This is a genomic window from Cellulosimicrobium arenosum (genome assembly GCF_014837295.1).
Classification (GTDB): domain Bacteria; phylum Actinomycetota; class Actinomycetes; order Actinomycetales; family Cellulomonadaceae; genus Cellulosimicrobium; species Cellulosimicrobium arenosum.
This window is the reverse complement of the sequence record NZ_JACYHB010000006.1, coordinates 129,849-143,046: the sequence shown is the minus strand read 5'-3', so window position 1 is coordinate 143,046 and position 13,198 is coordinate 129,849. Positions and strand designations below refer to the sequence as shown.

Below are 13,198 nucleotides of genomic sequence, written 5' to 3'. Positions count from 1 at the left end.
ACGTCGACAAGGAAGCGGGTTAGAAGCCGATGGGCACGCGATGAGTACCCAGCGATGAGCACCCAGCACTAACGACGGTCCTCCCTGTCCGGGCGGGCCGAGACAGGAGAGTTGTGGCTAAGGTCCGCGTCTACGAGCTCGCCAAGGAGCTCGGGGTGGAGAGCAAGTCCATCATGACCAAGCTGACGGAGCTCGGTGAGTTCGTCCGCTCGGCATCCTCGACCATCGAACCGCCGGTCGTCCGCAAGCTGCGTGACGCCTTCCCCGCAGGGGGAGCGGACACGTCCGGAGCGTCCACGACGTCCGGACCGAAGCCCGCCGGCGCCAAGCCCGCAGGGCCCAGGCCCGCAGGCCCCAAGCCTGCCGCGGCGAAGCCCGTGGAGCAGACGTCGGCGGCCGAGCCGAAGGCTCCCGAGCCGTCGGCACCGCGCGAGAAGCCGTCCGGCACGCCGACGCCGCCGAGCGCGCCCACCCCGTCCGACGACGCCGCGCAGAGCGCGGGCACGGGGCAGGGTCCGTCCTCCGGGCAGTCGAAGCCGTCGGCCTCGCCGAAGCCCGCCGGTGGCGGGAACGCGCCCACCCCCGGACCGCGCCCTGCGGCACGTCCGGGTGCGTCGCGTCCCGGGAACAACCCGTTCGCGTCGAGCCAGGGAATGCCGCGCCAGGGCGGCCCCCGCCCCGGTGCGTCGCGACCCGGGAACAACCCGTTCGCGTCGAGCCAGGGCATGCCCCGGCCCGGCCAGCGTCCGGACCGTGCCGACCGCGCCGAGACCGGCAGCGGGAGTGCTGAGCGCTCCGGCGGGCCCCGTCCCGGCGGCCCGCGTCCCGCACCGCGCCCCGGTGGTGCCGGTGCGCGTCCGAACCCCGGCATGATGCCCGGGAAGCAGACGTCCGTCGGGCGTCCGGGCGAGCGCCCGGCTCCCGGCGGCCGCGGCGGAGGCCGACCGGGTGCCGGTGGTGGTGGCGGCGGCTTCGGCGGTCGTCCCGGTGGTGGCGGCGGCTTCGGCGGTCGTCCCGGTGGCGGCGGCCGCGGTGGTGCCGGTCGTGGGTCGACGCAGGGTGCCTTCGGGCGCGCCGGCGGTCGTCCCGTGCGAGGCCGCAAGTCGAAGCGGGCGAAGCGCCAGGAGTTCGAGCAGATGCAGGCGCCGTCGCTCGGTGGCGTGCAGGTTCCCCGTGGGAACGGCTCGACCGTCGTGCGACTGCGTCACGGCTCCTCGCTCAACGACCTCGCCGACAAGATCGACGCCAACCCGGCGAGCCTCGTCACCGTGCTGCTGCACCTCGGCGAGATGGCCACGGCCACGCAGTCGCTCGACGAGGACACGTTCGGCACGCTCGCGTCCGAGCTCGGCTACGTCATCGAGATGGTGTCGGCCGAGGAGGAGGACCGCGAGCTGCTCGGGGCCTTCGACATCGACCTCGAGGCCGAGGAGGCCGCGGAGTCGGACGACGTGCTCCAGGCGCGTCCGCCGGTCGTGACCGTCATGGGTCACGTCGACCACGGAAAGACGCGTCTGCTCGACGCGATCCGCCAGACCGACGTCATCTCCGGCGAGGCCGGCGGCATCACGCAGCACATCGGTGCCTACCAGGTGCGCCACGAGCACGAGGGCAACGACCGTGCCATCACCTTCATCGACACCCCGGGTCACGAGGCGTTCACCGCGATGCGTGCCCGTGGTGCCCAGGTGACGGACATCGCGATCCTCGTCGTGGCCGCCGACGACGGCGTCATGCCGCAGACCATCGAGGCGCTCAACCACGCCCAGGCGGCGAACGTGCCGATCGTCGTGGCGGTGAACAAGGTGGACAAGGAGGGGGCCAACCCCGACAAGATCCGCCAGCAGCTCACCGAGTACAACCTGGTGGCCGAGGAGTACGGCGGCGAGACCATGTTCGTCGAGGTGTCCGCGAAGCAGAACAAGGGCATCGACGCGCTCCTCGAGGCCGTCCTGCTCACGGCCGACGCCTCGCTCGACCTGCGGGCCAACCCCGACAAGGACGCCCGCGGTGTCGCCATCGAGGCCAACCTGGACAAGGGCCGCGGCGCCGTCGCGACCGTCCTCGTCCAGTCCGGCACGCTGCGCGTCGGCGACGCCATCGTCGCGGGGACGGCTCACGGCCGGGTCCGTGCGATGTTCGACGAGCACGGCAACTCGCTCAAGCAGGCCGACCCGGCCCGACCGGTCCTCGTCCTCGGTCTCGCCTCGGTGCCGAGCGCGGGGGACACGTTCCTCGTCGCGCCCGACGAGCGCACCGCGCGGCAGATCGCCGAGAAGCGTGAGGCCGCCGAGCGTGCCGCCCTCCTGGCCAAGCGCCGCAAGCGCATCAGCCTCGAGGACTTCACCCAGGCGCTGCAGCAGGGCAAGGTCGAGACGCTCAACCTGGTCCTCAAGGGTGATGTCTCCGGTGTCGTGGAGGCGCTCGAGGACGCACTGCTCAAGATCGACGTCGGTGACGAGGTCGAGCTGCGTGTCATCCACCGCGGTGTCGGTTCGATCACGCAGAACGACGTCAACCTGGCGACGGTCGACAACGCGATCATCATCGGCTTCAACGTGAAGTACGGCGAGCGCGTCGAGGACCTGGCCGAGCGCGAAGGCGTCGAGGTCAAGTTCTACTCGGTCATCTACCAGGCGATCGACGACGTCGAGGCAGCGCTCAAGGGCATGCTCAAGCCGGAGTACGAGGAGGCCCAGCTGGGCGCCGCGGAGATCCGCGAGATCTTCCGGTCCTCGAAGTTCGGCAACATCGCCGGCACGATCGTCCGGTCCGGCGAGATCCGCCGCAACGCCAAGGCGCGCGTCCTGCGCGACGGCAAGATCGTGGGGGACAACCTCACGGTCGAGTCGCTCAAGCGGTTCAAGGACGACGCGACCGAGGTCCGCGAGGGCTACGAGTGCGGTATCGGGCTCGGGTCCTTCAACGACCTGCAGATCGGTGACACGATCCAGACGTTCGAGATGCGGGAGAAGCCGCGTTCCTGACGTCAGGTGACCGGGGGTGGGCCGTGCGGCTCACCCCCGGTCTGTGTCTCCGCGGGGTGGCGGCGGGCCTACCGTCCGCCCGCTCGTACCTCGCGGGCTCCCGCCAGACCCTCCACGACCGCCGCCACCCGCGGAGACACAGACCTCGTCCATCCGTCCCCTGCCCGCGCTGCGACCTCGACCGGACGCGACCGCGGTGGTCGGGGCAGGGTGGTACGGAACGAAAGGAAGAATCACCATGGTCGACCACCCCCGGGCGAGGAAGCTCGCCGACCGGATCAAGGTCATCGTCGCGCAGATGCTCGACACCCGGATCAAGGACCCGCGGCTCGGGTTCGTGACGATCACCGACGTGCGCGTGACCGGAGACCTGCAGAACGCGTCCGTGTTCTACACGGTGTACGGGACGGACGAGGAGCGCACCGGTACTGCTGCGGCGCTCGAGAGCGCCAAGGGCGTCATCCGGTCCGAGGTCGGCAAGCAGACCGGCATCCGGCTGACGCCGACCATCGAGTTCCACCTCGACTCCGTCCCGGAGACCGCCGCTCATCTGGACGCGGCGCTGCTGGAGGCTCGGCGGCGCGATGCCGAGCTCGCGGCGCTGCGCGAGGGCAAGAACTTCGCGGGCGACGCGGACCCGTACCGTCACCCGGAGGACGACGAGGAAGCGGGCGCGTGACGTCCGTCACCCGGACGCCCGAGCCCGACCGTGACCCTGCCGCGGACGCCGACGCCACGGACCGCGCTCGCCCGCCCAGGCGCCCGACGGCGCCCGACGGGCTCGTGATCGTCGACAAGCCCGGCGGCTGGACCAGCCACGACGTCGTCGCGCGCGGTCGCCGTCTGGCCGGCACCCGCAAGGTGGGGCACGCCGGGACGCTCGACCCCATGGCGACCGGCGTGCTCGTGCTCGGCGTCGGCCGGGCCACGAAGCTCCTCACCTACGTGGTGGGGGCCGACAAGGACTACGACGCGACCGTCCGGCTCGGGGCCTCCACCACGACCGACGACGCCGAGGGCGAGCCCGTCGCGCGCGCGGACGCGTCCGCGGTGGGCGCCGACGCGCTGCGTGCCGAGGTCGCGCGGCTCACGGGCGAGATCCAGCAGGTCCCGAGCACGGTCAGTGCGATCAAGGTCGACGGCAAGCGCGCCTACGCCCTCGCCCGTGCGGGCGAGGACGTCGCGCTCGCGGCGCGGCCCGTCGTCGTCTCGCGCTTCGACGTCCTGGACGTACGGCCGGTCGCGCCCGGCACGCACGGCCTGCCCGACGACGTCCCGCCCGCTCTCGACCTCGACGTGTCCGTCACCGTGTCGTCGGGCACGTACGTCCGTGCGCTCGCGCGCGACCTCGGTGCCGCGCTCGGCGTCGGCGGCCACCTCACCGCGCTGCGCCGCACGCGCGTCGGGGGCTACGGCCTCGACGTCGCCGTCACGCTCGAGGAGGCGGAGGCGCAGGCCGACGCCGACGGCGTCCTCGCGACGCTCCCGCTCGCGGCCGCCGCGCGCGCGACGTTTCCCGTGCGCGACCTCACCGGCCCCGAGACGACCGCGCTGTCCTACGGGCAGTGGGTCGCGGCGTCGGGCACGCCCGGGACCACGGCCGCGCTGGCGCCCGACGGGACGCTCGTCGCGCTCGTCGAGGACACCCGTCGGGCGGGGCAGGACGTGGCACGCCCCGTGCTCGTGCTCGCCCCGGCGTGACCGGGAGCACACGTCCGGCCGCCGGCCGGTGAGCCGTCGGCGTCGATCGCGCCCGCGGCTCGTGGCAGGCTAGGTCCTCGCGGCACCTGCCGCCGGCGACATCATCGAGACCAGATCGAGGAGCTCACGCGTGCACCTGTGGACGGACCTGAGCCAGGTTCCCCGGGGATTCGGCCCGTCGGTCGTGACGATCGGCAACTTCGACGGCGTGCACCGCGGCCACGCGCAGGTGCTCGGCCGCATCGCCGACCTCGCACGGGGCAGGCGCGCGCGCTCCGTCGCGGTGACCTTCCACCCGCACCCGTCGGTCGTCCACCGCCCCGACGAGGCACCCGAGCTGATCACGGGCATCGCGGACCGCGTCGGGCTGCTCGCCGAGACAGGCCTGGACGCGGTGCTGCTCGTCGAGTACACGCTCGAGTTCGCGCGCCAGACGCCCGAGGAGTTCGTCCGCACCTACCTCGTGGACGGGCTGCACGCCGGGACGGTCGTCGTCGGTCACGACGTGCGGTTCGGGCGGGACAACGCGGGCACGCTCGCGACCATGGTCGCGCTGGGGGAGCGGTACGGGTTCGAGGTCGTCGCGATCGAGGACGTCGGGCAGCACCAGGGTGTGCCGGTCACCGACGGCGAGCCCGGCGTGACGCACGACGCGCGCTGGTCCTCCACGGGGGTGCGCGCCCTGCTCGCAGCCGGTGACGTGCGCGAGGCCGCGCGCATCCTCGGCCGGCACCACCACGTCCGGGGCACGGTCGTGCACGGGGACGCGCGCGGTCGCGACCTCGGGTTCCCGACCGCGAACCTCGGCGACATCACGGGCATGGTCCCCGCGGACGGCGTCTACGCGGGATGGCTCTCGCGGCCGCAGCTCCTCGCGGCCGACCCGGACCACGCCGACCTGCGCCTTCCCGCCGCCATCTCGATCGGCACCAACCCGACGTTCGACGGCCACGAGCGACGTGTCGAGGCCTACGTGCTCGACCGGACCGACCTCGACCTGTACGACGAGGACGTCGTGCTCGAGCTCGTCGACCGGCTGCGTCCCACGCTGCGGTTCGACGGGATCGAACCGCTCGTGGCGCAGATGCACGACGACGTCGCGCGTGCCCGGGCGGTGCTCGCCGCGGACGGGCCGTCGTCGTGACCGGGCGGTCGTCGACCGGGCGGTCGTCGTGACCGGGCCCGGAGGGACCGACGGCGCGGCCGGTCCCGTGGTCGTCGCGCGCGGCCTGCGGGTGGGGTACGGGGACGTCGCCGTCTGCGGACCCGTCGACCTCGCGCTCGCGCCGGGAGAGGTGCTCGCGGTCGTCGGGCCGAACGGGAGCGGCAAGTCGACCGTGCTGAAGACGGTGCTCGGCCGACTCGACGCGCTCGGCGGGATCGTCGAGGTCCTCGAACGCCCGGTCGACGAGCGCGAGCGCGCTTTCCGCGCGCGCGTCGCCGGGGTGGGGGACGACGACGCGTACTTCCCCGGTCTGAGCGTGCGCGAGCACCTCGTGCTCCTCGCGCGCGGGCACGGTGTGGACCAGGCCGGGACGGTCGTCGACGAGGTCATGGCGATGTTCGGCATCACGTCGCGCGCCGACGCCGCGCCGACGGAGCTGTCGTCCGGCCAGCGTCGGCGCCTCCTGCTCGCGACCGCGTTCGTGCGCCCCCGCGACGTCCTCGTGCTCGACGAGCCGGAGCAGCGCCTCGACCCCGGCACGCGCCGGCTCGTGGCCGACCTGATCGCCGCGGAGGCGGCGCGCGGCGTCGCCGTGCTCCTCGCGACCCACGACCCCGAGGTCGCGGCCCGCACGGGCGCCCGCGGGCTGCTCGTCGGCGAGGACGCGTGCACCGACGTCGCGCGCGACGACCTCGCCGGAGTCCTCGCGGCGGTCCGATGACGTCGACGGCCGCCCCGGACGTGGGCACGGACGCCGACGAGCAGCTCACCGGCCGCGAGCTGCGTCGCCTCACCGCCCGGGTCGCGACGTGGCACGCGCGACGCGCGGGCCACGGGGCGGGCCGGCTCGTGACCGACGTCGCCTACGTCGTCGTGTCCGTCGTGCTCGCCGCACTGCTCGTCGGCGGCACCGTGACCGCGGTCGGTGGGGCACTGACGAGCGAGCAGGCCTGGACCCTCGGTGCCGTGCTCGGCGGCGACCCCGACCCCTGGACCGGAGGTGCCCGACCGCTGTCCCCGGGTCTGGTGCTCCTGCTCGTGCTGTGCGTCCTCCTCGGGCTGGTGGCCTCGACCGCGGCACGGCTCGGCCCCGCGGGCGTCGGCACCGCCGGGGTGCACTGGTGGTTGCCGACGCCCGCCGACCGCCACGGACTGCTCGTCGTGTCGATCGGTCGCGCGACCGGTGGGGGCGTCGTCGCGGGCGCCGTGGGTGGTGCTGCCGCGGGTCTGCTGGCCGCGGCCGGTCCCACCGGCGTGCTCACCGGCGCCCTCGTCGGTGCTCCCGCCGCCGTCGCCGTGGTGGCCCTCACCGGACTCGCCCAGCACCGTGGCTCTCGCGCGGCCGTGGTCGTCGGTGACGCGCTCGTGGCGTGCGTCCCGGTCCTCGGGCTCGCGCTCGTCGCGACCGGGTGGCACCTGCCCGTCCCGGCACCGTCACCGACGGTGACGGCCCTCGTCGTCGCGCTCGCGGTGCTCGCCGTCGTGCTGGTCGTGGTCTGGTGGACGCGCGTCGACCGGCTCCGCCTCCCGGTCCTCGCGGCCCGCAGCAGTGGCTCCGACCGGCTGGGCGCGGCGTTGCTGTCGGTGGACCCGCGCGACCTCGGGCGCGCGCTCGACGCCGGTGCGCACCCGCGCAGGCCGCTGCACGGCCGGACGTTCCGGGCCGTGCGCGGCCCCCGTGGTGCGCTCGTCGCCGCCGACGCCGTGCTCCTCGTCCGCACGTCGTCGTCGTGGACGCAGCTGCTCGGGGTCGTCGCGCTGCTCGTGCTCGCGCACCAGGTCCCCGTCCTCGCGGCGGGGCCCGGGCTCGCGCTCGTCGTCGCCCTCGCCGGCATGCGCGCCGCGGGGCTCGGCGCCGGCGGCGCGCGCCACGCCGAGATGGTCCCGGCCCTGGACGCCTCCCTGCCGCTGTCCGCTCGCGCGGTCCGGGCGGTACGGCTCGTCGTCCCGGCGGCCACCGGTGCCCTCGCGCTCGTCGCCGGCATCGTCCCGGTCGCCCTGGCCACGGGCTCCGCCGGGTGGCTCGTGCTCGCCGCGCTCGGCGGGGTCGGGTGCGGCGCGAGCGCGGTCCGTGGCGCGCTGCGGCCCGAGCCGGACTGGTCGGGCCCGCTGCTCGCGACGCCCATGGGCGCGCTACCGGTGAACGCCGCTGCGGTCGCACGTCAGGGCCCCGACCTCCTGCTGCTGAGCCTCCTGCCGTTCACGATCGCCGCGCTGCTGGGTGCCGTCACCCCGGTCCTCGTGGTCGTGCAGGCGCTCGCCGCGGCTGCGGCGGTGGCGATCGCGACGCGCGTCCCGCGCCGCGGCTAGGACACCCGGGCGGACTGCTCGCGCGTGTCACGGACGGGCGCGCGGCCGCTCACTCCTCGTGTGAGGCGTGTCACACCCGCGTGGCGTGCCCGTCGCGGTCGTGACTCCCAGTACCTCCGGGTGGCCCCGCTCGCACGCGTTCCCACCACCCCCGCTCTCACAGAGAGGCAGAGCCATGGAGGCTCCCCAGGACCCGGCGGCGGCAGTCGCAGAGGCAGTGGTCGACGACGTCGCCCCCGACGCCGTCGACGAGGCATCGACCCCGATCGGACGGACCGTGCGCAGCACGGGTCACGGCTCGACCTACGTCCCCGACCCGGACGGCGGGGCGGACGACCCCCTGTCGTCGAAGGCGCCGCTGCTCGGCCCCGCACAGGCCGCGGTCTACCGCGACCTGCGCGAGCACCGCTACGACTCGACCACCGCGTTCGACTACCTGTTCCCCGAGCTCGCGTCGACCTTCCCGGCCGGCCACCTGGCCGCCGGCGACGGCACGACCGCGACCGTCGTCGAGCACCTCAAGGCCCTCGGTACCGCGATGGTCGCCCCGCCGCCGTCACCGCCCGGTGGCGGTCCGGCGGTCCGCAACTCGCACGTGCCGGCGGTGTACACGTACTGGGGCCAGTTCATCGACCACGACATCACGCTCAACACCAACGGGCCCGACGACGTCGAGGGCCCGGGCGGCGACCAGGCGCTCGGCGACATCGACCGGGTGCCGTTCCGGGTCTTCGACCCGAAGGTCGTCGTCCGGAGCCTGCGCAACGCACGCCACCCGGCCCTCGACCTCGACTCGCTCTACGGCAGCGGCCCGAAGTTCGAGGGTGAGCCCGACTGCGGCACGACACGCAGCGAGGCCGCTTTCGTCGAGGGCTCGGCGAAGCTGCGGCTCGGGCGGATCCCGGTCGAGCCGTTCGTCGTGCCGGGGGGTGGTCCGGCGTTCGTCCTGTGCCCTCCCGAGGGCGACCTGCAGCGAGACCTGCCGCGCGGGGCCGACCGCGGTCCCCTGATCCCGGACGGCCGCAACGACGAGAACCTCGTCGTCGCGCAGCTCCACGTCGCGATGATCCGGTTCCACAACGCCGTCGTCGACTGGGTCGCCGAGTTCGAGCCGTGGGAACGCGCAGCGGGAGAGCGCGGGTTGTACGAGCGGGCGAACCAGCTGGTCCGGTGGCACTACCAGTGGCTCGTCGTCAACGACTACCTGCGCACGCTCACCAAGCCCGGCGTGCTCGACGCGGTGCTCCTCGGGGACACCTCGTTCTTCCGTCCCCGCTACCCGATCGCGATGCCGCTCGAGTTCGCGGTCGCGGCGTTCCGGTTCGGCCACTCGATGGTGCGCGACTCCTACGACTTCAACGTCAACTTCACGCCGGGCGCACCGGCAGGGCTCGCGACGCTCGAGCAGCTCTTCCGGTTCACGGGCGGCGGCGGGCTGACCCTGGGCGGTCCACCGAACCCGGTGCTCCCGTCGAACTGGCCGATCGACTGGTCGAAGTTCGTGGACAAGGGCGATGCCGACGCGTTCCACTCGGCGGAGAAGATCGACACGTTCCTCGCGCCCACGCTCGGCTCGATGACGAACCAGGGCGCGATCGGGACCGAGCCCGGGCAGGAGCCCACGCCCGCGCAGCAGACTGCGAGCCTCCTGCAGAAGCAGCTCGCGCAGCGCAACCTGCTGCGCGGCTACATGCTCGCGCTGCCCACGGGGGAGGCGGTGGCCCGGGCCTTCGGGCTCGAGCCGCTCTCGCCCGACCGGCTCGTGCAGGACGCCCCGCAGACCGTGGTCGACGCGATGGCCGCACTGCGCGCCGACGGCGGGGGCGGGACCCCGCTGTGGTACTACGTCCTCAAGGAGGCGGAGCTGCAGGGCGACGGCAGCTTCCTCGGCGACGTGGGCAGCCGCGTCCTCGCGGAGACGTTCGTCTACCTCCTGCGCCAGGACGACCGCTCCTACCTCCGGGCGACCAACCGTTGGTCGCCCGCACAGGGCGTGCACTTCGAGGACGGCTCGCTGGTCCTCACGCTCCCGGACATGATGCGGTTCGCCGGTGTCCTCGCGGACCCGGCAGGTGCGTTCCGAGGCGGTGGGACCGCCGGGCACGACGGCCGACCCTGAGCGGCTGGTAAGATCGGTGCGCCGTCAGAACGGCCGCGGACACAGAGAGCCCAGGAACGTCGTCCTGGTGCGCCGCGCAACGAACCCGAAGGAGAACCGTGCCGCTCGACACTGCCACGAAGCAGCGCATCATGACCGAGTACGCGACGAGCGAGGGCGACACCGGTTCGCCCGAGGTCCAGGTCGCGATGCTCACGCAGCGCATCAAGGACCTGACCGAGCACCTCAAGGAGCACAAGCACGACCACCACAGCCGTCGTGGTCTGCTCCTCCTCGTCGGCCAGCGTCGCCGTCTCCTCGGCTACCTGCAGAGGATCGACATCGCGCGCTACCGGAGCCTCATCGAGCGCCTCGGTCTGCGTCGCTGACGCCCCACCACCAGCCCGGTCCCTGCGGGGGCCGGGCTGGTCTGGTCTGATCTAGCCGTCACACCACACCAGCACACGACTCACCTACGCGCCGCCGGCCTCTCGTTCGGTCCTCGGTAGTGGCTCACGGAGCCGTGCGTCCCGCGACCTGGTCGCGGGCCACGCGGTACGGCCGTGGACCTCGATCGAAGACCGCCGAGCGTCGAGTGCGACCGGAGCCCCAGCGCGCCACGCGCGCACCGGGCACGGAACCGGATCTGCTCGACAGGGCACACCGGGCGGCGCCTCGAGAAAGGGAGGGCACCCGTGGAGGGTCCCGAGATCCAGTTCGCCGAAGCAACGATCGACAACGGTCGTTTCGGCACCCGCACCGTCCGGTTCGAGACGGGGCGCCTCGCGCGCCAGGCCGCCGGCTCCGTCGCCGCGTACCTCGACGACGAGACCATGCTGCTGTCGGCCACGACGGCCGGCAAGCACCCCAAGGACCACTTCGACTTCTTCCCCCTGACGGTGGACGTCGAGGAGCGCATGTACGCAGCGGGCCGCATCCCCGGCTCGTTCTTCCGTCGCGAGGGCCGTCCCTCGACCGACGCCATCCTCGCGTGCCGCCTCATCGACCGCCCGCTGCGCCCGCTGTTCGTCAAGGGTCTGCGCAACGAGGTCCAGGTCGTCGTGACCGTCCTCGCGCTGCACCCGGACGACGCGTACGACACGCTCGCGATCAACGCCGCGTCGCTGTCCACGCAGATCTCCGGCCTGCCGTTCTCCGGCCCGGTCGGCGCGGTCCGCATCGCGCTGATCGACGGCCAGTGGGTCGCGTTCCCCAAGTACTCCGACAAGGAGCGCGCCGTCTTCGACATGGTCGTCTCCGGCCGCAACGTCGTCGCGGCGGACGGCTCGACCGACGTCGCCATCGCGATGATCGAGGCCGAGGCCACCGACGGTGCCTGGGGCCTCATCAAGGACGAGGGCGTCGCCGCCCCGACCGAGGACGTGGTCGCCGAGGGCATCGAGGCGGCCAAGCCGTTCATCAAGGCGCTGTGCGACGCGCAGGCCTCGCTCGCCGCCCAGGCCGCGAAGCCGGTGAAGGAGTTCCCGGTCTTCCCCGAGTACCAGGACGACGCGTTCGCCGCCGTCGAGGTCGAGGTCACCTCGGACCTGCGCGACGCGCTCGCGATCGCCGACAAGCAGGACCGCGAGAACCGTCTCGACGAGATCAAGAACGAGATGGTCGGCAAGCTCCAGCCCGGGTTCGACGGCCGCGAGAAGGAGCTCTCCGCCGCCTACCGCTCGCTGCAGAAGAAGCTCGTGCGCCAGCGCGTCCTGACGGACGGCGTGCGCATCGACGGCCGTGGGCTCGCGGACATCCGCACCCTGTCCGCCGAGGTCGAGGTCCTGCCGCGCGTGCACGGCTCCGCGCTGTTCGAGCGCGGCGAGACGCAGATCATGGGCGTCACGACGCTCAACATGCTCCGCATGGAGCAGCAGATCGACTCGCTCGGCCCCGAGACGCGCAAGCGCTACATGCACAACTACAACTTCCCGCCCTACTCGACCGGTGAGACCGGCCGCGTGGGCAGCCCCAAGCGCCGCGAGATCGGCCACGGCGCGCTCGCCGAGCGCGCGCTGGTGCCGGTGCTGCCCAGCCGCGAGGAGTTCCCGTACGCGATCCGCCAGGTGTCCGAGGCCCTCGGTTCCAACGGCTCGACGTCCATGGGCTCCGTGTGCGCCTCGACGCTCTCGCTGCTCAACGCAGGCGTGCCGCTGCGCGCGGCCGTCGCGGGCATCGCGATGGGCCTCATCTCGGACACCGTCGACGGTGAGACCCGGTACGCGGCTCTGACCGACATCCTCGGAGCCGAGGACGCGTTCGGCGACATGGACTTCAAGGTCGCCGGCACGCGCGAGTTCGTCACGGCCATCCAGCTCGACACCAAGCTCGAGGGCATCCCCGCCTCGGTGCTCGCCGGTGCGCTGGCGCAGGCGCGCGACGCGCGCCTGACGATCCTCGACGTCCTCGCCGAGGCCATCGACGTGCCGGACGAGATGTCCCCGAACGCCCCGCGCGTCATCGCGGTGAAGGTGCCGGTCGACAAGATCGGCGAGGTCATCGGCCCGAAGGGCAAGATGATCAACCAGATCCAGGAGGAGACGGGCGCGGACATCTCCATCGAGGACGACGGCACCGTGTACATCGGCGCCACCGACGGCCCCTCGGCAGAGGCCGCCCGCGCGGCGATCAACGCGATCGCCAACCCGCACATGCCGGAGATCGGCGAGCGCTTCGTCGGCACCGTCGTCAAGACGACGTCGTTCGGTGCGTTCATCTCGCTCTCGCCGGGCAAGGACGGGCTGCTCCACATCAGCCAGATCCGCAAGCTCGTGGGCGGCAAGCGCGTCGAGAACGTCGAGGACGTGCTCGGGATCGGCCAGAAGGTCCAGGTCGAGATCGGCGAGATCGACCCGCGCGGCAAGCTGTCGCTGCACGCCGTGGTCGAAGACGCTGCGGAGGACTCCGCTGCTCCCGCCGAGGGCGGCGACGCCTGAC

At 73.1% G+C, this 13,198-nt stretch carries 9 protein-coding genes; all 9 read left to right on the top strand.

What is annotated here, in order from left to right; translation table 11 throughout:
- Positions 1–113: 113 nt before the first annotated feature.
- The 9 genes from infB to IF651_RS09370 all read left to right on the top strand — a co-directional run bounded on the left by infB (position 114) and on the right by IF651_RS09370 (position 13,197).
- Positions 114–2,987 carry a translation initiation factor IF-2 gene (gene infB, locus IF651_RS09410; RefSeq protein WP_191828847.1) on the top strand — a complete coding sequence of 958 codons (2,874 nt, stop codon included), beginning with the start codon at positions 114–116 and terminating at the stop codon, positions 2,985–2,987.
- Between the two features lie 238 nt (positions 2,988–3,225).
- Entirely contained in the window at positions 3,226–3,666 is a 441-nt protein-coding gene (rbfA, locus tag IF651_RS09405; protein ID WP_191828846.1) for a 30S ribosome-binding factor RbfA, read from the top strand.
- On the top strand, positions 3,663–4,688 hold the full coding sequence (gene truB, locus IF651_RS09400; RefSeq protein WP_191828845.1) for a tRNA pseudouridine(55) synthase TruB: 1,026 nt from the start codon (positions 3,663–3,665) through the stop codon (positions 4,686–4,688). The genes rbfA and truB overlap by 4 nt, the downstream gene beginning before the upstream one ends.
- A gap of 130 nt (positions 4,689–4,818) precedes the next feature.
- Positions 4,819–5,832 carry a bifunctional riboflavin kinase/FAD synthetase gene (locus IF651_RS09395; RefSeq protein ID WP_191828844.1) on the top strand — a complete coding sequence of 338 codons (1,014 nt, stop codon included), beginning with the start codon at positions 4,819–4,821 and terminating at the stop codon, positions 5,830–5,832.
- Positions 5,833–5,860: 28 nt separating this feature from the next.
- Positions 5,861–6,574 (top strand): ATP-binding cassette domain-containing protein, encoded by a 714-nt coding sequence (locus IF651_RS09390; protein WP_191828843.1) that lies wholly within the window; start codon positions 5,861–5,863, stop codon positions 6,572–6,574.
- Positions 6,571–8,163: a DUF6297 family protein gene (locus tag IF651_RS09385; protein WP_191828842.1), complete on the top strand. Its 1,593-nt coding sequence runs from the start codon at positions 6,571–6,573 to the stop codon at positions 8,161–8,163. The genes IF651_RS09390 and IF651_RS09385 overlap by 4 nt, the downstream gene beginning before the upstream one ends.
- A 175-nt stretch (positions 8,164–8,338) precedes the next feature.
- A complete protein-coding gene (locus IF651_RS09380) occupies positions 8,339–10,282 on the top strand; it encodes a peroxidase family protein (protein ID WP_191828841.1) in 1,944 nt (647 codons plus the stop codon).
- A gap of 98 nt (positions 10,283–10,380) precedes the next feature.
- Positions 10,381–10,650, top strand: a complete 270-nt coding sequence (gene rpsO, locus IF651_RS09375; protein ID WP_191828840.1) for a 30S ribosomal protein S15 — start codon at positions 10,381–10,383, stop codon at positions 10,648–10,650.
- A gap of 306 nt (positions 10,651–10,956) precedes the next feature.
- On the top strand, positions 10,957–13,197 hold the full coding sequence (locus IF651_RS09370; protein ID WP_191828839.1) for a polyribonucleotide nucleotidyltransferase: 2,241 nt from the start codon (positions 10,957–10,959) through the stop codon (positions 13,195–13,197).
- Position 13,198: the final 1 nt, after the last annotated feature.

Excerpts from the sequence above, each read along its gene's own strand:
- IF651_RS09385 (WP_191828842.1), top strand. The coding sequence starts at position 6,571 with ATGACGTCGACGGCCGCCCCGGACGTGGGCACGGACGCCGACGAGCAG.
- rbfA (WP_191828846.1), top strand. The coding sequence starts at position 3,226 with ATGGTCGACCACCCCCGGGCGAGGAAGCTCGCCGACCGGATCAAGGTC.
- IF651_RS09380 (WP_191828841.1), top strand. The coding sequence starts at position 8,339 with ATGGAGGCTCCCCAGGACCCGGCGGCGGCAGTCGCAGAGGCAGTGGTC.